We start from the raw sequence: 21501 nt of genomic DNA, 5'->3' as shown, positions 1-21501 counted from the left end.
ATTTAAAAAAATGAAAAAACTAAGATTTTTATAGTGTCTAGCTCCTTTTCTTATATTAAATTTTACATGATTTTAAGCGGTTTATTTCTGTTTATTTCATGTGCTGATAAGCAGGATTTACTTCAAATTTCAGAAAGAAATATTCCGTTTTCTGATGGATGGTCTTTTTACTTAGGTGATTCTTTAAAGGCAGCCCAATCAAAAGATTGGAGAAAATTAGACCTTCCTCATGATTGGAGCATTGAAGGGGCATTTAGCCAAGACAATCCTGCCGATTTAGGAGGAGGTTATCTACCAGGAGGCATGGGATGGTATAAAAAATCATTTAAAACAGAAAGCACCAACAAACAGTTATTCATACAATTTGATGGTGTTTATATGGATAGTGACGTTTGGATCAACGGCCATTTTTTAGGTAACAGACCAAATGGATATATTTCTTTTGAATATGAATTAACGCCATTTTTAAATCCAGAAGGGGAAACCAATGAGATATTGGTAAAAGCCAATAATTCTAACCAGCCCAATTCCAGATGGTATTCCGGATCGGGTATATACAGGAATGTATGGTTAAAATCTTTAGATAAACTCCATGTAGCATCGTGGGGAACTTATATTACAACTCCTGAAGTAAGTCAGGAATCAGCTAGGGTGGCTTTAGAAATTAAAGTTGCTAATCAATACAAGGAGTCAAAAACGGCAACAATTACTACCACCATTATTCATGGTGGTCAAGAGGTAACTTCTAATACTTCAGAAGTAACAATCAATCAAAACGAAAACAAAAATATTTCTCAAGACTTAACCGTTGAGAAACCAAAATTATGGTCTGTAGACCAACCAACACTTTACACAGCCGTTACCGACATCAAGGTAGACGGAGCTGTTGTAGATACTTATAAAACACCCTTCGGAATAAGATCATTCCAATTTGACCTAGAAAGAGGATTTATTCTGAATGGAGGACAAGTGAAAATTAAAGGCGTATGTATGCACCACGATTTAGGACCTCTTGGTGCCGCCATCAATTATAGAGCCATTGAGCGCCAACTTCAAATTATGAAAGAGATGGGCGTTAATGGTATCAGAACCGCTCACAATCCACCCACTCCTGAATTATTGGATTTATGTGATCAAATGGGGTTTATCGTCATGGATGAATCATTTGATATGTGGAACAATAACAAAACAGAGCATGACTATGCAACCGTTTGGAAAAAGTGGCATAAAAAGGATTTGGAAGATTTTATCACTCGTGACCGTAACCATCCTAGTATTTTTATGTGGAGTGTAGGTAATGAGATTCAGGAGCAATGGAACGAACAAGGGGTTGCTACAGCCAAGGAGCTAAAGGCAATTGTGCAATCTTTGGATACCACGAGACCTATTACCGTAGCTATGAATCCTCCGGTAAATATGCCCAATGCTGATGTAACGACTCAATTTGATGTGGAAAAGGCTAGTTTAAATCCCTTAGCAGCTTCTGGTGTCTTGGATTTAATTGGATATAATTATGCACACAACACATTTCCATATCACCAACAAAATTTCCCGAACACGCCTTTTATTGCCACAGAAACGACTTCTGGTTTGCAGACAAGAGGATATTATGATGCCAAATCTGATACCTTAAAAAGGTGGCCCGTTCGCTGGGATATTCCATTTGATGGTGGAAATCCAGGAAATACTGTTTCGGCCTACGATCAAGTAAGCACGCCTTGGGGCTCAACCCATGAGGAAACTTGGAAAATCATGAAAAAATACGATTTCCTTTCAGGATTGTATATCTGGACTGGTTTTGATTACATAGGTGAACCAACACCTTATGTGTGGCCATCCAGAAGTTCTTACTTCGGAATTGTAGATTTGGCCGGTTTTCCAAAAGACGTGTATTACATGTACCAAAGCGAGTGGACCGATAAAGATGTGCTTCACATTTTTCCGCATTGGAATTATACCGAAGGAGATTCGGTAGATATCTGGGCTTATTACAACCATGCCGATGAGGTGGAATTGTTCGTTAACGGAACATCTAAGGGTATTAAGAAAAAGGAAGGGGATGACTTGCATGTTATGTGGCGCGTTCCTTTTGAAGAAGGAACTCTAAAAGCGGTTTCAAGAAAAGATGGTCAGGTTGTTTTAGAAAAGGATATTAAAACAGCTGGAGAACCAGCCACGGTAAAATTAACGGCAGATAGAACCAGCATTTCTGCAGACGGTAAGGATTTATCATTTATTACAGTAGATGTGGTGGATGCTGAAGGCAATTTTGTTCCAACGGCTCAAAATCAGTTGAATTTCTCAATTGAAGGAGAAGGAGCTATTGTTGGGGTAGCTAATGGCGATCCTACCAACCATGAATCGTTTAAGGGAACTTCACATAAAGCATTAAACGGAAAGTGCTTAGTGGTAGTTCAAGCAACTAAAAAAGAAGGTGAGATTAAAATCAATGTATCATCCGATGGATTAAAGGATGCCAGCATATTGGTAACAACAAAAAAATAAAACGTAAAAGGAAGAAAATATAAATAAAATGAAAAGAAGTAGATTATATCTAGGCTTGTTGACAGGAGTGCTTTTAGCTTCTTGTAATAAGGAACAAGCACCATATCAAAAAACAGATGATGGGATTGTGGTCAATCTCAGCCAACCAAAGGAGCATGGAGCATCAACATTAAGCTTGCAGGTATTGGGTGATGGTTTGGTGCATGTTTCAGCAACACCCCAAAAGGAATTTCCTAAGGATTCTAGCTTAATTATACTTCCTGGTTTAAAACCAGCTTCTTTTGATGTGTCCCAACAAGGGGATTCTATTTCGGTTTCTACCAAAGCCTTGAATGTTTTGGTTTCTTCGGTAGATGGAGGGATTACTTTTAAAGATAAAGAAGGAAAAGTTATTTTGTCTGAACAAGAAGGAGGCGGAAAAACTTTTGAGCCCATACAAGTAGAAGGTACTGATGGTTATTCTGTTCGTCAAATATTTGATTCTCCAGAGGATGAAGCATTTTATGGTTTGGGGCAACATCAGTCTGATGAATTTAATTATAAGGATAAAAGTGAAGAACTATTTCAATATAACACCAAGGTGTCTGTGCCTTTTATTGTTTCAAATAAGAATTATGGGTTGCTTTGGGATAGCTATGCCTTAAGCCGTTTTGGAGACAGCAGACCCTATGAGCAACTTAATGAAGTTTTTAAACTTTATGATAAGGAAGGAAAGGAAAATGCCTTGACAGGAACCTACAAAACTCCAGAAAATGGAGGTCAAACCATTGTTAGGGACGAGCCTTCTATTTTCTTTGAAGATGTAAAAAGTATCAAGAATTTACCACAAAACTTTCCTTTGAAAAAGGCCGATGTGCTTTATGAAGGTGATATTGAAGCTTCTCAAAGTGGTGAATTCAAATTTATCCTTTACTATGCCGGGTACATAAAAGTCTATTTAAATGACGAATTGATGGTTCCTGAACGTTGGAGAACCGCTTGGAATCCTAACAGCTATAAATTCAATTTCAATATGGAGGCAGGAAAGCGTGTACCATTGCGAATTGAATGGAAACCTGATGGAGGAAGTTCCTATTGTGGGCTTCGCGTAAGAAAACCACAATTGGAAGAGGAAAAAGGGAATCAAGTGTGGTGGAGCGAAATGAACAAAAAAATGGACTATTATTTTGTTTATGGAGGCAATATGGACGAAATCATTAAAGGTTACCGTACGTTAACTGGAAAATCTCAAGTCATGCCTAAATGGGCCATGGGGTACTGGCAGAGTAGAGAGCGCTATAAAACCCAAGATGAGATTTTAGGCACCCTAAAAGAATTTAGAGAAAGAAACATTCCAATTGATAATATCGTATTGGATTGGAACCACTGGGAAGAAGACCAATGGGGAAGCCATGAATTTGATAAAGCTCGTTTTCCGGACCCTCAAGGAATGGTCGATTCCATCCACCAAATGAATGGAAAAATGATGATTTCAGTTTGGCCTAAATTCTACAAAAATACCGAACACTTCAAAGAATTTGATGAAAAAGGATGGATGTATCAACAGGCTATAAAGGATAGTATTCGTGACTGGGTAGGACCTGGTTACATAGGATCTTTTTATGATGCCTATTCAGCTGGAGCTAGAAAATTGTTCTGGAATCAAATTTATGAGCATTACTACCCATTAAATATAGATGCGTGGTGGATGGATGCCAGTGAGCCAAATGTTTTGGATTGTACCGACATGGAGTACCGTAAGGCTTTACAAGGACCAACAGCACTAGGACCTTCAACCGAATATTTTAATACCTATGCCTTAATGAATGCTGAAGCCATTTATGATGGTCAAAGAAGTGTGGCACCAAACAAGCGTGTATTCTTGTTGACAAGATCCGGTTTTGCAGGATTACAACGTTACTCTACCGCTACATGGAGTGGAGATATCGCCACCAGATGGGAAGATATGAAAGCCCAAATTTCTGCAGGATTGAACTTTGCTGTTTCTGGAATACCATACTGGACTATGGATATAGGTGGTTTTTGTGTAGAGGATCGTTATGTAGCTGCTCAAATAGCTTATAATGGGAATGGAAAGGAAAATGCCGATTACAAAGAATGGAGAGAATTAAATGCTCGTTGGTATCAATTTGGTGCCTTTGCACCATTATACCGTGCTCATGGTCAATATCCATTTAGAGAGGCTTGGAACATTGCTCGTGAAGGGCATCCAGCTTATGAATCTATCTTGTACTACACCAATTTGAGATATAGGTTAATGCCTTACATCTATACATTGGCAGGTAAAACCTATTTTGATGATTACACCATCATGCGTCCATTGGTTATGGATTTCGCTCAAGATGGAAAAGTTGAAAATATCAGTGACCAATTTATGTTTGGTCCGTCACTTATGGTGAACCCAGTATATGAGTACGAAGCTCGTAGTCGTGAGGTTTACTTCCCAAGTACAAGCAATTGGTATGATTTTTATACAGGAACTTGGATCCAGGGTGGTCAAACCAAAACTGTAGAAGCGCCTTATGGAAGAATCCCTCTTTATGTTCGTGAAGGAGCCATTATTCCAACAGGACCACAAATTCAATATACTGATGAAAAACCGGCAGATCACTTAATGATTTATGTATATCGTGGTGCTGATGGCAAATTCAATTTGTATGAAGATGAAGCGGTTAACTATAATTACGAGAAAGGGAAGCACACCAACATTCCATTTGAATACAATGACACGGAAGGGACTTTGACCATAGGTAAAAGAGAAGGATCATTTGAAGGTATGTTGACCAATAGAAAGTTCACCATAGTATCAGTTGACAAGGAGCATCAGGTAGGAATGACCTTTGATAATCAAGGGCAAACTGTTGAATATGACGGAGCGTCTCAGACCATTCAATTACAATAAAAAAAGTTAAAGAAAAAGTATTATAAAACACACTATAATGAATAACAAACTTATATATAGTTCTGTACTGGCTGTAGCCATGGTTTTTACATCCTGTAAAAATGAACAAAAGACTGAGGAAACCGCTTCGGTTCAGGTTGAGAAATCAAAGACTTATCAAGGTACCCCGATTACCAAGGAATTTGATTCTAAAATTGACAGTTTGGTTTCCGCCATGACTTTAGAGGAAAAAGCAGGAATGTTGCATGGTAGTACCATGTTTGCAACTGCGGCAGTGGAAAGATTGGGAATTCCTGAGTTAACCATGGCAGATGGACCTCTAGGCGTTAGGGAAGAGATTTCATTAGACTCTTGGGCTCCCGCAGGTTGGGATAATGACTTTGCTACCTATTACCCAGCAGGAGGGGGAGTAGCAGCAACCTGGAACACAGAATTAGCCTATGTTTTTGGAAACAGTGTAGGGGAAGAAACCATAGCAAGAGACAAAGATGTTTTGTTATCTCCAGCTATCAATATAATAAGAACACCATTAGGAGGAAGAACCTATGAATACTTTACAGAAGATCCTTTCCTTAATAAAAAGCTAACAGTGCCATTTATTGTTGGTCTTCAAGAAAATGATGTAGCCGCTTGTGTGAAGCATTTTGCTGCCAATAACCAAGAAACAAATCGTGATTTTGTGGATGTTCAAATAGACGAAAGAACTTTAAGGGAAATCTATTTGCCTGCATTTAAGGCAGCGGTAGAAGAAGCGCATGCTTACAGCTTTATGGGAGCTTACAACAAGTTTAGAGGAGACTATTTATGTGAGAATGATTACATGCTTAATCAAGTGTTGAGAGACGAATGGGGATTTGAGGGAATCGTTATTTCCGATTGGGCAGCAGTTCACGATACTAAAAAAGCTTTGGAAAGTGGAACCGATATTGAAATGGGAACTCCAAAACCTTTCAACGAATTTTATTTTGCAGATGCTTTGATTCAAGCTGTTAAAGATGGAAAAATTGATGAAAAACAAGTTGATAAGTCTGTTAAGCGCATCTTAAGAATGATGTACACTCTAAAAAGTGTTGATGATAAAGGTCGCGCTAAGGGAAGTATCAGCACCGAGGCACATTTCCAAGATGCTTATGCCATTGCAGCAGAAAGTGTGGTGCTTTTGAAAAATGAAAACAACCTATTGCCATTAAAAACAGAAGGAGTTAAAAGTATTGCCGTTATAGGTAATAATGCTAAAAAGAAAAATGCTCTTGGCGGATTTGGTGCTGGTGTAAAAACAAAAAGAGAAGTAACACCTTTGGAAGGACTTCAAAATAGATTGCCAGCAGACATTACGATTAATTATGCAGAAGGCTATTTGGAGCGCTATTCCAATAATGAAAAGGCTAAATTAGGAGATATTACGCTAAACGGTCCGGTGACTATTAATGAATTAGATCCAAAAATGTTGGAAGAAGCTTTAGAAGCTGCCAAAAACTCTGATATGGCGATTGTGTTTGCTGGATCCAACCGTGATTATGAGACAGAAGCTTCAGATAGAGCTAGTTTGGCCCTTCCTTTTGGTCAAGAAGAATTAATCGAAAAAGTGTTGGCAGTCAATCCTAATACCATAGTGGTTTTTATTGCGGGAGCACCATTTGATATCAAAAAAGCAGCAGATCAATCAAAAGCTGTTATCTGGTCTTGGTTTAATGGTTCTGAAGGAGGTAATGCCTTGGCAGATGTTATTTTAGGAACCGTGAATCCTTCTGGTAAATTGCCATGGACCATGCCTGTAAAATTAGAAGATTCGCCAGCTCACGCTACCAATAGCTTTCCGGGAGATCAAACTGTTTCTTATGACGAAGGTATTTTGGTTGGATATCGTTGGTTTGATACCAAAAATGTGGAGCCGCTTTATCCTTTCGGATATGGCTTATCGTACACTGATTTTTCACTTTCTAATTTGAAAACAGACAAATCTGATTATGGTTTGAATGACACCATTACCGTAGAAGTTTCTGTTGAAAATACAGGAGAAGTATCAGGTAAAGAAGTAGTTCAAGTATATGTGTCCAAACCTGAATCTAATGTGGAGCGTGCAGCTCAAGAATTAAAAGGGTTTAGCAAAGTAGAAGTTGAAGCTGGAAGTACAAAGAATACTACTGTTGAAATTCCTGTAAAGGAATTGGCTTTTTATAATGTCGATACCAAATCTTGGGAAGTGGAAAAAGGAGCATATACTATTCAAGTGGGTAACTCATCTAGAAACATATTATCAAAGGTTCAAATAACCATTAAATAAAAAATTTTCAAATGAAGGCTTTCAATCAATTATTAAAAATGACATGGCTAGTAGCATTGCTTTTAGGGGTTATGTCTTGTAACGATGATGATGGGGATATTGCCAAAAGTGATATTTCAATCGATAATACCCCCATAGAATTTGTATCCAATGGAGGAACCGACTCTTTTGACATTAATGCTTCCATGAGCATCGCTTGGGGAGTGAGTTCTAATGCAGAATGGTTGCGTTTCTCTCAAACTTCTGGTTTGGCAAGCGCAACCATTGAAGTTGTCGCTGAGGCTAATCCAACTGCACAGGGAAGATCTGCTGTTATTAACGTGATTACTTCAGAAAAAACCTTGACGATTCAAGTAACACAAATGGCATCTATAACAACCTTGCCTCCAGATTCAAGTGGTATGAGTGATTATACGGCTGTTGAATTGACTTCACTGATGGGAGTTGGATGGAATGTTGGGAATTCATTGGATGCCGTTGGAGGAGAAACTGCTTGGGGAAATCCAGCGATTAACCAACAGTTAATGGACGGTGTGAAAGCAGCAGGTTTCAACACCGTGAGAATTCCAGTAGCTTGGAGTAACTACATTCAGGAAGGAGATGCTAATTATACCATTAGTTTGGAAGGCTTGAATAGAGTAGAAGAAGTTGTTAATTATGTGTTGGATAACGATATGTATGTGGTTTTAAATATCCATTGGGATGGCGGTTGGATGCAACCAACTTATGATGATCAAGACTATGTTAATGACCGATTGAGCAAAATGTGGCAACAAATAGCCATCCATTTTAGAGATTATGATTACCACCTTCTTTTTGCTGGAACCAATGAGGTGATGGTAGAAGGAGATTACGGAACCCCTACTGAGGAATATTATACGGTTCAAAATAGTTTCAACCAAACATTTATATCTACAGTGAGAGAAACTGGTGGACGCAATGCTTACCGTTATTTAACGGTACAAGGATTCAACACCAATATTGATCATACCGTGAATTTTGCAACCATTCCAAGTGACCCCACTGAAAACCGTATGTTGATGGAAGTTCATTACTATGACCCTTATGATTATACATTAAACGTTAGTAATGATGATACTTGGCAATGGGGCGCTATTGCTACCGATCCATCGGCAACTGCAGGTTGGGGAAATGAAGATTGGTTAGATACACAATTCCAAAAAATGTATGACAATTATGTGAGTCAAGGAATCGGTGTGATTTTAGGTGAATATGGCGCTAGTTATAGAGCCAATGTTGATGATGCTGAAATTTACCGTGAATATTACTATCAAAAAACAACAGAATCCGCATTACAGCATCAATTGGTTCCAATTATTTGGGATAATGGATATCCAGATGATCACCAAATGGGCTTATTTAATCGCGCCAATGGGGAGGAATATTTTCCTGTAATCATTGACGCTATAACCATTAATCTTTAATAGCAAAGTATGTCTAGGACATCAAACATATTACAACATTACGTTTACATTTTATTTGTAGTTAGTCTTTTTTTTAGTTGTAAACCCAATGAAAAGCATAATGAGGTTAGTGTTCCTCATTATGCTTCCAATTGGGATTCTTTGGCCTCCTATGATGAAGCTCCAAAGTGGTTCAAAGAGGCTAAATTCGGAATTTATGCCCACTGGGGATTGTTATCTGTTCCGTCTTATGCCAATGATTGGTATCCTAGAAACATGCATTTAGAAGGCACTGACGAAAACAGACACCAAGTAGAAACTTACGGACCGTTATCAGAATTTGGTTATCATGATTTTGTGCCCATGTTTAAGGCCGAAAACTTTAATGCTAAAGAATGGGCTGATCTTTTTGAAAAAGCTGGCGCTAAGTTTGGTGGTATTGTAGCCATCCATCATGACGGATGGTCCAATTGGGATAGCAAAATCAATCCTTGGAATTCCATGGATAAAGGACCTCATAGAGATATTTTAGGAGAGCTAGGAGAGGCAATTCACAGTAAAGGAATGAAATTTGTCACATCTTTCCATAAAGCAAGAAATCTTCAAATTTTTAAAAATGACTCTACCAAGTGGTTAGAAGATACTTCATATTTTCCCTACAATCCTAATATGGCAACTTCTTCGGAAGACTCTATAATTAGTGTTATGTATGGAAATATTCCGAAGGAACAGTTCTACAAAAACTGGTTGGGCGAACTTAAAGAAGTTATTGACGGTTACCATCCCGATTTAATTTATTTCGATAGCAAATTGGATAAAATTCCTGATGCCTATAAACGTGATTTTGCTGCTTATTATATCAATGAATCTTTAGCTAGAGGACAAAAGGTAGTGATAACCCACAAAGAAGGGGAATTGCCAAAATCTGTTAGCTTGGAGGATTTTGAGAAAGGGAGAATGAATAAAATCACAGAGGATTATTGGTTAACAGACGAGACCGTATCAGTAGGTAGTTGGAGTTATGTAAATAATTTGGGATTAAAAACAGCCGATGAAATTGTTGATTTGCTGGCTGATATTGTTAGTAAAAATGGGGCTATGATGCTAAATGTATCACCCAAACCTAGTGGGGAAATTCCTCAAGATCAACAAGAAATTTTATTGACTATTGGGGAATGGCTCAAAGTAAATGGAGAAGCCATCTATGCTTCTTCAACTTGGGATGTTTTTGGTGAAGGCCCCACAAGACAGGAAAAATCAGGGATGTTTTTGGATAAACTGTCATATACCGCTCAAGATGTTCGATATACTAGAAAAGACAATCATATCTATGCCATTGTCCTAGGGTGGCCTGGGAATGATGTAGAAGTGGTTCTAGAATCTTTTTCAAATACAAATAGTCAAGTATCAAATGTTTCTATTTTGGGATATGATAAAGAAGTGTCTTTTGAATTAAACCCAGATGGATTACATATTCAAACCCCTAATCAAATGATAGATGACAAAGCTTTTGTCATTAAAATTGCAATAGATAAATAAATGCCATGATAAAACATATTTTAACACTCTTAATAGGGCTAATTTCCTTAAATGCTTTGGCAGATGTGGAACTTCCGCTTATGTTCTCAAACGGAATGGTTATGCAAAGAGACCAAGCAATTCCTGTTTGGGGTTGGGCTAAACCAGGAGAGAATATTGAAGTCCATTTCAAAGCACAAAACATAAAAACCCAGGGAGATGAACATGGTAAATGGCGTGTGACCTTGAATCCCGAAAAACATGGAGGTCCTTTTACACTTACCGTTAAAGGGAACAATACCATTAAAATTGAAAATGTCTTAGTAGGTGAAGTTTGGATTGCAAGTGGTCAATCCAATATGGAATGGGCAATGAGTAATATTCAGAATGCCGATGTCGAACAGAAGGATTCCAACTATCCAGAAATCAGACAATTCTTGGTTCCAAGTGAAATGAGCACCGTACCAAAAGATCGTTTGACAGAAGGACAATGGAAAGAGAGTAATCCTGAAAATATTGGTGAGTTTACTGCTGTAGGATTTATGTTTGCCAAAAAGCTTTATCAAGAATTGGGAGTGCCAATAGGTATCATTAACACCACTTGGGGTGGTACTTGTGTAGAAACTTGGACGAGTAAAGATGCTTTGGAAGAAGTGCCTGAATTTGCACATTTCATGTCAAATCTGCCGAACTTGGATATTGACAGTATGCTTAAAATCCAAAAACAAAAGTTGATAGGCACTGTAGAAATGTTGCAAGGTCAGAAACTGTTAAATGACAATCCTTCAGAAGTGATTAAGTCCGTTTATGAAGACTCAAGCTGGCCCGAGATGAATTTACCTGAGCTATGGGAAAATAGAATGCTTCCTAATTTGGATGGAGAAGTATGGTTTAGAAAAACTTTTAATATTGATTCTGACTTGGCAGGAAAAGAGGCGGTATTGCACTTGTCAAAAATTGATGACGATGATATCACTTATTTGAATGGCATAGAAATAGGAACGACTGCTGGTTATGACGTAAGCAGATTGTATAAAATTCCAACCGGTATTTTAAAAGCAGGTGAAAATACCATCACCGTAAAAGTGACCGATTACATTGGTGGAGGCGGAATTTATGGATCTCCAACTGACTTGAAGTTAACCGTTGAAGGTTCTGATATTTCCCTAGCAGGCTTATGGAAATTTAACGTTGCTGAGGTAGTAACCCAATTTTCTCCCAATAGCTTTCCTTCTTTACTCTATAATGCCATGGTAAACCCATTAATTCCATATGCGGTTAAAGGGGTGATTTGGTATCAGGGAGAAGCCAATGTTCATAGAGCAGTAGAATACAAAAAGTCTTTTCCTTTGATGATTGAAAATTGGAGAAATAAATGGGGGGAAGGTGCTTTTCCATTCTATTTTGTGCAATTGTCCAGTTTTAATGAATTTAATGGAAATAGCAATGTGGGCAGTAAATGGGCCGAATTAAGGGAAGCACAAGCCTACACCGTAGAGAATGTAAAGAACACAGAAATGTGTGTAACGGTTGATATTGGTAATCCTAAGGACATACATCCAAGAAACAAACAGGATGTTGGTTTACGTTTGGCAGCCATTGCCTTAAATAAGGATTATGGAAAGAAAGTCACTTATCAGGGACCTACTTTTAAATCGCACACCATTAAAGGAAATCAAGTGGTTTTATCCTTTGAGCATGTCAAGGACGGGTTCAAGGTAAAAGATGAACAAGGTATTCCAAAAGGATTTGAGGTAGCAGGAGCTGACAAAAAATTTGTGCCAGCACAAGTTGAAATTAAAAACGGAAAACTTCTGATTTCTAATGATAGCATATCAAATCCGGTTGCCGTTAGATATGGTTGGGCAGATGATGCTAGCGCGTGTAATGTATATAATAAGGCAGGATTCCCTATGGAGCCTTTTAGAACAGATGATTGGGAATTGTCCACAGCAAAAGAATCTTATATGATTTCAGATTTGAAATAGAGGAATACGTGAACTTAAAAAAAAGCTATCAAATTTAAATTTGATAGCTTTTTTGTTTTGAAGATTAAATAGTGCTTGGAAAAAAGTCACGTATATAGGATTCTTTTAATACAATAGGATTAAAGGAGATTTTCTAGTCTACCGTAATTGACTTGTCTTTCGTGAAAGAACAATTGTTACCTTCTTCATTTACAGAAACACTTGCTTTTATTAAGTAGGTTCCAGCCGAATTGTAGGTGTGAGAAGTAGTTGCTCCTGATCCTGATGAACCATCTCCAAAATCCCATTGAACATTTGATAAACTATAGTCCCCATTGTATTCAATCTCAAAATTTACTTGTAGGGCATTATTTGAATCAATATTATGTATTATGTGAGTTATCGATGTTTCTCCAAGGCAACTGAAAAAGCTATCAGCATCATCATCACTACATGATAAAATGATAGTAGATAAAGTAATGATCATTAAGTATAAAAATTTGATTTTCATGGTCATAAGGATTTTTGTTATGAGCTTAAAAATAGATTTTTATTTGACAAGTATTTCTATTTTTTAAAATTTCTTTCCTATGGAAAGTATTATCCTTTTTTTGATTTTTTACTTTTTGAAGAAGAAGTATATAAGGTTTGGTTTCTTGATTTCTTTAAGAATTCCAAGAGTTAAATAGCTTCTTTATCTATCTTTGAAAGGACCCGTTTCAATCATTTAAGTATTAGTTTTCAAAATCTTTTAAGGTATGAATTTAAATAAGAAAACCATCTCCCTGTTTTTGTTGTTAATATCCACCTCCCTATGTCTATTTGCGCAAACCAATAGACCGCAAGAGCCGAAAGAGCCATTTGATTATGTTTCTGAAAATGTCGTTTTTGAAAACAAGGTGGATCATATTTCTTTGGCTGGGACCTTAACATATCCAAAAAAGGGTTCCAACTTCCCTGCAGTTATTCTGATAAGTGGAAGCGGGCCTCAAGATAGAAATTCAGAGCTCTTAAAACATAAACCATTTCTGGTCATTTCTGATTATTTGACTAATAATGGATTAGCTGTCTTACGCGTTGATGATAGAGAGACAGGTGAATCACAGGGTAGTTATAATTACACAGGTTTGGATGGCTTTGTAAACGATACTGAAAGTGCTTTTCAATATTTAAAATCCAGAAAAGAACTGAATCACTCTCAAATTGGGTTGATAGGACATAGTTTAGGAGGCGTCATTGCACCCATTGTGGCAAGTGAAAATAAAGGGGTTGCTTTTATTGTACTACTTGCTGGTTCTGGTATAAGGGGTGATCAATTGATGTTATTGCAAAAAGAATTAATTGAGAGAAAAGCGGGTGTTCCAGAATTTGGAATTGCACAGGGACAAAATAATATGAAGGGGGCTTATGACCTTATTATAAAATTAGAGGATAGAGTGCAATTACAAGGAGAACTAAAAGATTACTTCACAAAAATATTTGGGGCCATGTTGCCAGAAAATCAAATTAATACTCTTTCAGAGCAGATGTCTTGGCCATGGTTAACTGACTTTATAAAGTTTGACCCGCAAACAGTTTTGAGTAAAACCACTTGCCCTGTTTTGGCCTTAAATGGCTCAAATGATTTACAAGTGCCACCCAAAGAAAATCTAGCAGCTATTGAGAAAATACTCCATGAGAATGGCAATAAGGATGTGACTGTTTTGGAGCTTGAAAAATTGAACCATTTATTTCAAGAAAGTGAAACAGGTTTACCAAATGAATATGGAACCATAGAGCAAACTTTTTCACCACAAGCAATGGCTATTGTGCTTGACTGGATTAAAGAAAGAACGGAATAAGAGATCCCAAAAATGGTTGGTAGAAATTTCAGATTTACTAAAACCAACTCATTCTTTTCAATTGTGGTGTAAAACAATTTCCCTTTTAGAATAAGTTGGAGGTTTTTCCAATTGAAAGCACATTCAATGTAAGAATAACTTAATACCATTGCTTTCCGAGTGTAGATGTAGAAATCATAACTATGGCATTCGTTAGCAAAATTGACTTCTTGTATGGTATCAAAATATAAGACAAACTACCAAAGAATTAATGGGTGATATAGCCACTGAAATACATAAATAGGGGTGATATCATATTCTTGATCGAACAAGAAACGTTATATCGGTAAGAAAATTCCTTAAATATCGATTAAAAACACTTTTTTGACGATAAAATACACTTTTTTGTTTGTTTTTTTAAAATATATAAATACATTTGGCAACAAGAAATGATTAATTAATAGCGACCACTCCCTAAATTTTTTCCCAATTGGGGAGCACCTTTTAGTAATTAACAATGGTTCTTTGTCTTATAGAATTTATCAATAGCATTCAAGGTTGAAAGTTCAATCCCATAATGATAAGATGTAATTTAATAAGCACTGTAGTTCAATTGTTTTATTCTAAACCGTGTAGAAACGTATTTCTTTTCTAGGTTTTTAAGAAATCATTTAAGAGACATATTAATTTTTAAACGGATTAGAGAATGATTAGCCCCAAAAAAAATCACTCCAGTACCCGAGCATGGTTAACCCAGCAATTAGGTAGTTCTTATAGAACAACTGCCAAGTTCGGAATCATTATGTTAGTACCCATGTTCTTTGGGTGTACTTCAGAAACAGAGGATCTTGTTGAGCAAGGTTTAGAAACCGAAGAGGTACTTGCAGAAAACCAGGAAGATGTCAGTGAATCTTCAGAGGATACACCTGCAGTTACTAATACCTTTTTTATTTCACCCACAGGTAATGACGCCAATGATGGGTTAAGCCCTGAAACGGCTTGGAAAACTAGTGAAAGAGCTAGTGAAGAACATGTGAACCCAGGATTTTCAATCATGTTCCAAGGAGGAGCCACTTATGGCGTCCTAACATTGGATTCTAATGATGGGGGAGACCCAAACAATAAAATTATGGTTAGTTCTTATGGATCAGGAACAGCTACCTTACAAGGGGTAGACGTTATTAATACTTCTGGTTTGGAATTAATAGGTTTTAATGTGGCTGTTCCTTCGGTTGCACCTGGTGAATTTCCAAGAAATGGAATTAACCTACTAAATGACTTACAAGGAAATACCAAATTGGAAGATATTTCATTAGCCAATTTAAATGTTAGTGGTGCCTATACAGGTATTCAAATCGAAGGAGTTAATGATACTTCTGGATTTTCTGAGGTTCTTATAACAGATTGTACGGTTTTTGATTGTATGGAAAGTGGTATTCAATCAAAGGGATTTTTCAGTCAAAGTAAAGTGGGATACTCTCATGAAAATATTCATGTTTCAGATTGCCATGTTTACAACATAAGTGGATGGGATAATGCCTGGAGCCATAGTGGTAATGGTATTGTACTATCTGATGTGCAATATTCATCAATCTCCAGTAGTGAAGTACATGACAGTGGTTACGACAATACGCATTGTGGTGGTAACTGCGGTATCTGGTATTGGGATGCTAAAGATGTGCTTATAGAGCACAATGAGGTCTATAATATCATGAGTCAAGGTTGTGATGGAGCAGCCTTTGATTTGGATGGAGGAGTTGTTAATGGAACTATGCAGTACAACTATTCTCATGATAATTTTGGAGCTGGATTTCAGGTAGGACAATTTGAAGGTGCCAGAGATATGTCAAACATCATGGTGAGATATAATATTTCAGATAATGATGCCAATGGTTATAGTGGTAGTTTATTTGTTTTCAATATGGCTTCACCAAACTCCATTTCTGGTATTTATTTCTTTAATAATACAGTGATTCAAAACGAAAATTTGGCGTTTATGTCTTATAATAATTGGAATCAAAATGTAGTACAAGTAAAGAATAACATTTTGTATGGTGGTATTGACGCCCATAACAAAATTCAGTTTGAAGGAAATTCCTATGAAAATCCTAACTTGTTCAATTACCAATTAGATTCAAATTCACCACTAATAGATGCTGGTGTCAATTTAGATTTGGACGTCAATGTGCAGGATTATTTCGGAAATCCACATTTGGTGGGTAGCTCACAAGATATAGGTGCACATGAATTTCCAGAAACATTATAGTCTAACGAATAGAGTCTCCTTTAAATGTTTGCATCTCTAAAAGCTCATATTGATTCGCTAAGTCTTGAGGATTAGCATCAACTTGATTTTTTAAATGTTTGTCAAAAAAGGTAAGGACTGTTTTAGTAACGATTTCCATTCCCAAATAGGGATCAATAGTTCCCGTTCCTGCCAAATCAGGAACGGGAATCATAAATGGGATATCCATAAAATTGGGATGTCCTGAATTCAAAAGCTTTGCTTCATAGAAATAGTCATGGCTTTTGTTGATGTAAATGTGTGAATTTATGTCTTCATGGTCGGCAGGCCAATCAGCAGAAATGTATAGATAGGGAATTTGGTAAGTGCTATCAATCATTGTTCCCCACTGAATACCATCTAAATTGGCTGCAGCTTTTATCCGAGAATCTTTCATGGCAACATTACCGGCTGTTCCACCCCCAACAGAATGTCCTAAAACACCTATTTTATTGAGGTCTAAATGATCTTTAAAGGTACCTTCTGCATTCCAGCTTTCGAGTAGGTCTAAGACACTGATAATATCTGCTGCCCACCTGTTTTGTATGTTTCCTTCAAAATAATGAGCAATCGCCTTTTTAACGATGGGATGTCTTTGTTCATAACTCAGGTTGCTTTTAAATGCTTTAGCAATTGGCTCTATGGTTGACATCGCATCGGCAGATATGGATCTTTGGAAATCATAATCAAAAAAGGCTTTGCTGCTATCAGGATAGGTTGTTCCCAGGCTCTCATAGGTATGGTTCATGTTGACAACGATGTACCCTTGACTGGCTATTTCGGTCAACAAAGCATAGTACCCCGTCGCCTTTGATCCGTAGCCATGAGAAAAAATTAGAACAGGAAATTTTTTATTAGCTACAGCTATGTTCGGATACACATAAGTTTTAATATGGTCCAAATAATTCAAAGCCGAGGCTGGCAGTCCATATTTTGTAGCAAAACCTTCCCGACTGGCTTCATCTATATAAGGCTCACTTTTCTTACTGGAAACCTCTTGATCGCTTGGATACCAAATCTTACACATAAATGAGCGTTTATCAGTCGAATCCTTTGTAATAGGTTCATTCCTGTCGGTTGTGATGTGAATATCTTGTGTTCCAACCTGATAGTTTCCTCTTGGTTCTGGTAATGAGAAGACAGGTAGTATTTTGGGAACGGACCAAGCTAAAGTAGCTATTATGAGCAATGAGGTAAACCCTAAAATTTTAAGGAACGATAAACGTTTGGGCTTTTGTAGGTTTAAGGTTTGAATCCTCCAAACTACAATGAGAGCCATCACGTATGCCGGAATCATTTGCCAACGATAGCCATCAATCAATAAATGAAGACCCATTATTATACCTATACAAATGGAACAATAAAGGGGTTTTACAAATTTGAAAATCCAACGCTTTATAAAAGGCAGAATGGTAATAACAATAAGAAGTATGGTTTCTAAAAGGGTCATCGATTATATGGTTGATTATCAAATCAAAAATAGATAGGCTCACTTGAAGTGACAAGGTCAAATCACCCATTAATTGGGTTGTCTGTCTATTAAAATCACCCATTTTAATTTTTGAAAGGAAAGTGACCTCTGTTTAATTCCTGAATATTTTAACTATGCCACCAATTATACGCTTTAAACAAAAGGATTAAATACCGTCATTTAAAAGTTCTTTCCTTCGGTATTGAACCATTTCTTTAATTAAATCCTTAGGTAAAGGTTTATCAAGAGGGAATTGAACCGATCCTTTACCTTTTTTAAATTCCTTCAAGGCTTCTGAAAACTTTTCTATCGTGGTAGGAAAAGGGTAAAACCCAACAAATTTTGCATAACCTGCCATCATGATCTGTTGGTCTCTTTTGGCATTGGGAATGAAGGAAAAACAAGGAATCTTGTAATTTAATATTTCAACCACTTCTGGAGCAGCTTCCTTAATAATAGCTCTAAGTTCTTCCAAAACCTGTTGGACTTCTTGTGGTTGGTGTGCTATATAATCGTCCACCGTTTTATAGGTGGGCATCGGTCCCTTTTTTCCCATGGATATCTTTTTAGTGAGGTAAAAATAAATATGGTGTATTGAGTTTCAAGTTACTAAAGTATGTGCTAAATTTACTTCAACTTATGATTATTTTTTCTGAAAGCTAGGTCCAAAGGATCAATGGTTGTTTGGTTTAAAAGGTAATCCCAAATTCTTTAAAAGTTATGAGGTTCATCAAAAGAATCTTCCAAGTTATAGGTGTCATTATCGGTATTTTATTTCTAATTATTTTAGGTGTTTTTTTAATTGATGGGCAAAAAACATCCTATTTACACATACCTAAAGATGTCGTAGAAAGTGACCAAAAAATTCTTATCAAAAATGTCAACCTCATTCCCATGACCATGGATACGGTCATGAACAATAAATCAGTTTTAGTACAGAAAGGAATTATTACCCAAATAGAAGATGACATAGACCTTGATGAAGTGACTATTATAGATGGAACAAATCAATTTTTAATGCCTGGTTTGATAGATATGCATGTACACGTTTGGGATGAATATGAGCTCGGATTGTATTTAGCAAATGGTATTACTGCGGTCAGAAACTTGTGGGGGCAACCCATGCACCTAAGAATGAAGGAGGCCATAGAGGATGATGAGATATATAGTCCGTTGTTTTTTACTAGTGGTCCTAAACTGACAGGACCAGAATTTATAGGCGATGATAATTACCAATTGTTTAGTGCTGAAGAAGCTCGAGAAGTGGTAAGAAGTACAAAAGAAAAAGGATATGATTTTATAAAGACCTATTATGGCTTACCTCAAGAATACTTTGATATCATTATGGAGGAAGCAGAGCTGAATGATTTAGATATTGTCGCCCATCCTTCTAATCTAGTTGATTACAGGTATCATTTTAAATCACCTATAGTTTCCATAGAGCATGCTGAAGATATTGTGCAGCAGCCTTTAAACTATACCTTGGATACTTTAAAATTGAATGAGGTGGTTGCATCATTTAAAGAAGCTGAAAACACATCTTTTTGTCCAACATTGACGGTTTATCATAATATTCATAGACTGTTACTGGATGATGAAATTTTGGAATCTCAGGATTTAAATGGAGTAAATCCACTGATAAGCAAAGTAGATAGTCAAGCTCAATATGACAGATGGGCTTCAGAAAAAAATAAAAATGATTCCATAGTTGGTAAAATTGAGGCGCAGCATAACTTTCATCTCCTGGCTTTAAACAAACTGAATCGTGCTGGGGTTAGTATCATTTGTGGCACAGATGCAGGCATCGGAGTAACAGTCCCAGGGTCTTCTATCCATCAAGAACTTCAGTTTTATTCAGAAGCTGGATTGTCTAATTTTGAAGTGCTTGAAACAGCCACTATCAACCCTGCTAAGACCCATGATTTTATGAGAAATTTAGGAACAATCGAAACAGGGAAAACGGCTAACATATTACTGCTAAAGGACAATCCATTAAATGACTTAAGCGCATTAAAACAACCTTCAATCGTTTTTATCAAGGGAAGAATGCTGGATGAATCAACTCTCAATAAGTTTCAGGAAGAAGGGACAGGTAGAAATAACCTCATAGTCTCTCTTGTTCGGTATATCGAGTTTATGCTTAAAAAGTATTAAGCGCTATGTTGACCACAGTTAGCTTTTCTTTAAAATCTTGACGATCTGATTATAAAATATTTTAGATTGAATCCAGTTGAATCCTTCAAATTTAAAGGTGTTTTTATTGAATTCCCTATTTAGTTGTTCCGATTGGTTTTGTTTTTCTTTTTAAGGATCTTAAAAATTCTTTTATTAATAATTTCTGATAGGTTCCAATAGAGTAGCTTAGGGTCGGTGGTGTTATAAAAACAAACCACAACCGTATCTATATCTTCATAATAGTGAGCAAAACTTTGGTAACCCGGCACCCAACCTGAATGTTCAAATTCATAAATAGAAGCGTATATTTCTTTTTCATCATTTTTAAAAACAGTACCCTCATTTAAGGCTCTGATAAACTTACCTACATCTTCTGCTGTTGCATGCATTCCGAAATCATTGTTTTTTAAATCATGAGGATACCCAACATGATAACCACCCATTACGTTGTTAATATTTACCTCATTCACTGAACTAAATGTATTATGCAATTGTAATGGGTTTAGAATTTCTTCTTGGATAAATTGAAAATTAGGATATCCCAACACATCATCCATAATTTTGTTTATTAATAAGTAATTTGTATTGCAATATTCATACTTATTACCGGGTTTAAAATTTGCAGGTTTTCCTTCAATTAATGCTAAACTTTCTTCAAAAGAGGTTGTTGGATGTGCCCAAAAGTCAGGTGTATCTGTAAAATTAGGAATGCCACTTCGGTGTTGGATCATCAATCGTAAAGTGATTGTTTCTGCATGTTCTATTTTACCAACAAGTTCTGGTAGAAACTCTGCCAATGTTGCATCTAAAGATAACTGACCTTTACCTACCAATTTCGTCACAGCAACAGCATCATATAACTTGCTGATACTAGCAATTTTAAACAAAGCATCTGGATCAGTTGGTACTTGTTGTTCTCTATTCTTAAAACCTCCTGTATAGGTTACAGGCTGCTTTCCTGCTTCGTCAACATATACTATCATACCTTCAAATCCCTGCTCAATAGATTGGTTTATTTGCTCATCAATTGTTTTAGGTAACGGAAGTATCCACGCTTTTACTAAAATCCAGGGAACAAAATATAGGGAGATGATGGTTCCAGCGAAAAGGAAAACCCTGAAGATGTTTAGTCTTTGCTTTTTATTCATGGT

13 protein-coding genes are annotated in these 21501 nt (G+C 36.7%); 9 read left to right on the top strand and 4 right to left on the bottom strand.

The window, feature by feature from the left end; all coding sequences use genetic code 11:
* Nucleotides 1-66: 66 nt before the first annotated feature.
* The 6 genes from galB to GZ212_RS14340 are packed head-to-tail and all read left to right on the top strand — an operon-like array spanning nucleotide 67 to nucleotide 12621.
* Nucleotides 67-2505: a beta-galactosidase GalB gene (galB, locus tag GZ212_RS14365; protein WP_166961701.1), complete on the top strand. Its 2439-nt coding sequence runs from the start codon at nucleotides 67-69 to the stop codon at nucleotides 2503-2505.
* A 28-nt stretch (nucleotides 2506-2533) separates the two neighbouring features.
* On the top strand, nucleotides 2534-5407 hold the full coding sequence (locus tag GZ212_RS14360; protein WP_166961698.1) for a TIM-barrel domain-containing protein: 2874 nt from the start codon (nucleotides 2534-2536) through the stop codon (nucleotides 5405-5407).
* A gap of 37 nt (nucleotides 5408-5444) precedes the next feature.
* Nucleotides 5445-7691 carry a glycoside hydrolase family 3 C-terminal domain-containing protein gene (locus tag GZ212_RS14355; RefSeq protein WP_166961695.1) on the top strand — a complete coding sequence of 749 codons (2247 nt, stop codon included), beginning with the start codon at nucleotides 5445-5447 and terminating at the stop codon, nucleotides 7689-7691.
* Between the two features lie 11 nt (nucleotides 7692-7702).
* On the top strand, nucleotides 7703-9136 hold the full coding sequence (locus tag GZ212_RS14350) for a cellulase family glycosylhydrolase (RefSeq protein WP_166961692.1): 1434 nt from the start codon (nucleotides 7703-7705) through the stop codon (nucleotides 9134-9136).
* Between the two features lie 9 nt (nucleotides 9137-9145).
* Complete coding sequence (locus GZ212_RS14345) at nucleotides 9146-10654, top strand: alpha-L-fucosidase (RefSeq protein ID WP_166961689.1); 1509 nt, start codon at nucleotides 9146-9148, stop codon at nucleotides 10652-10654.
* A 5-nt stretch (nucleotides 10655-10659) separates the two neighbouring features.
* Entirely contained in the window at nucleotides 10660-12621 is a 1962-nt protein-coding gene (locus GZ212_RS14340) for a sialate O-acetylesterase (protein ID WP_166961686.1), read from the top strand.
* A 133-nt stretch (nucleotides 12622-12754) separates the two neighbouring features.
* On the opposite strand, the gene GZ212_RS14335 is transcribed toward GZ212_RS14340, so the two are convergent.
* The gene (locus GZ212_RS14335; protein ID WP_166961683.1) at nucleotides 12755-13111 is read right to left on the bottom strand and encodes a PKD domain-containing protein; all 357 of its coding nucleotides are present in this window, start codon (nucleotides 13109-13111) and stop codon (nucleotides 12755-12757) included.
* 247 nt (nucleotides 13112-13358) lie between these two features.
* Between GZ212_RS14335 and GZ212_RS14330 the strand changes: the two genes are divergently transcribed.
* Both GZ212_RS14330 and GZ212_RS14325 read left to right on the top strand, forming a co-directional pair.
* Nucleotides 13359-14441, top strand: a complete 1083-nt coding sequence (locus GZ212_RS14330) for a S9 family peptidase (protein WP_166961680.1) — start codon at nucleotides 13359-13361, stop codon at nucleotides 14439-14441.
* 685 nt (nucleotides 14442-15126) lie between these two features.
* The gene (locus tag GZ212_RS14325; protein ID WP_166961677.1) at nucleotides 15127-16686 is read left to right on the top strand and encodes a right-handed parallel beta-helix repeat-containing protein; all 1560 of its coding nucleotides are present in this window, start codon (nucleotides 15127-15129) and stop codon (nucleotides 16684-16686) included.
* A 1-nt stretch (nucleotide 16687) separates the two neighbouring features.
* Here the strand turns inward: GZ212_RS14325 and GZ212_RS14320 are convergent, their stop codons facing one another.
* Both GZ212_RS14320 and GZ212_RS14315 read right to left on the bottom strand, forming a co-directional pair.
* Nucleotides 16688-18154, bottom strand: coding sequence for a hypothetical protein (locus tag GZ212_RS14320; protein WP_166961674.1), 1467 nt, complete (start codon nucleotides 18152-18154; stop codon nucleotides 16688-16690).
* 187 nt (nucleotides 18155-18341) lie between these two features.
* On the bottom strand, nucleotides 18342-18731 hold the full coding sequence (locus GZ212_RS14315) for an iron chaperone (protein WP_166961671.1): 390 nt from the start codon (nucleotides 18729-18731) through the stop codon (nucleotides 18342-18344).
* A 164-nt stretch (nucleotides 18732-18895) separates the two neighbouring features.
* Between GZ212_RS14315 and GZ212_RS14310 the strand changes: the two genes are divergently transcribed.
* Nucleotides 18896-20329: an amidohydrolase family protein gene (locus GZ212_RS14310; protein WP_166961668.1), complete on the top strand. Its 1434-nt coding sequence runs from the start codon at nucleotides 18896-18898 to the stop codon at nucleotides 20327-20329.
* A 119-nt stretch (nucleotides 20330-20448) separates the two neighbouring features.
* On the opposite strand, the gene GZ212_RS14305 is transcribed toward GZ212_RS14310, so the two are convergent.
* Entirely contained in the window at nucleotides 20449-21498 is a 1050-nt protein-coding gene (locus GZ212_RS14305; protein ID WP_166961665.1) for a serine hydrolase, read from the bottom strand.
* Between the last annotated feature and the right edge of the window lie 3 nt (nucleotides 21499-21501).

This window comes from Mangrovimonas sp. CR14 (assembly GCF_011764015.1).
In the GTDB taxonomy this organism is placed as follows: Bacteria; Bacteroidota; Bacteroidia; order Flavobacteriales; family Flavobacteriaceae; genus Mangrovimonas; species Mangrovimonas futianensis.
This window is presented reverse-complemented; position numbering and strand designations above follow the sequence as displayed.

What these genes read in the sequence shown, in the direction of transcription:
- galB (WP_166961701.1), top strand. Translation starts at nt 67, where the DNA reads ATGATTTTAAGCGGTTTATTTCTGTTTATTTCATGTGCTGATAAGCAG.
- GZ212_RS14360 (WP_166961698.1), top strand. Translation starts at nt 2,534, where the DNA reads ATGAAAAGAAGTAGATTATATCTAGGCTTGTTGACAGGAGTGCTTTTA.
- GZ212_RS14355 (WP_166961695.1), top strand. Translation starts at nt 5,445, where the DNA reads ATGAATAACAAACTTATATATAGTTCTGTACTGGCTGTAGCCATGGTT.
- GZ212_RS14350 (WP_166961692.1), top strand. Translation starts at nt 7,703, where the DNA reads ATGAAGGCTTTCAATCAATTATTAAAAATGACATGGCTAGTAGCATTG.
- GZ212_RS14345 (WP_166961689.1), top strand. Translation starts at nt 9,146, where the DNA reads ATGTCTAGGACATCAAACATATTACAACATTACGTTTACATTTTATTT.
- GZ212_RS14340 (WP_166961686.1), top strand. Translation starts at nt 10,660, where the DNA reads ATGATAAAACATATTTTAACACTCTTAATAGGGCTAATTTCCTTAAAT.
- GZ212_RS14335 (WP_166961683.1), bottom strand. Translation starts at nt 13,111, where the DNA reads ATGAAAATCAAATTTTTATACTTAATGATCATTACTTTATCTACTATC.
- GZ212_RS14330 (WP_166961680.1), top strand. Translation starts at nt 13,359, where the DNA reads ATGAATTTAAATAAGAAAACCATCTCCCTGTTTTTGTTGTTAATATCC.
- GZ212_RS14325 (WP_166961677.1), top strand. Translation starts at nt 15,127, where the DNA reads ATGATTAGCCCCAAAAAAAATCACTCCAGTACCCGAGCATGGTTAACC.
- GZ212_RS14320 (WP_166961674.1), bottom strand. Translation starts at nt 18,154, where the DNA reads ATGACCCTTTTAGAAACCATACTTCTTATTGTTATTACCATTCTGCCT.
- GZ212_RS14315 (WP_166961671.1), bottom strand. Translation starts at nt 18,731, where the DNA reads ATGGGAAAAAAGGGACCGATGCCCACCTATAAAACGGTGGACGATTAT.
- GZ212_RS14310 (WP_166961668.1), top strand. Translation starts at nt 18,896, where the DNA reads ATGAGGTTCATCAAAAGAATCTTCCAAGTTATAGGTGTCATTATCGGT.
- GZ212_RS14305 (WP_166961665.1), bottom strand. Translation starts at nt 21,498, where the DNA reads ATGAATAAAAAGCAAAGACTAAACATCTTCAGGGTTTTCCTTTTCGCT.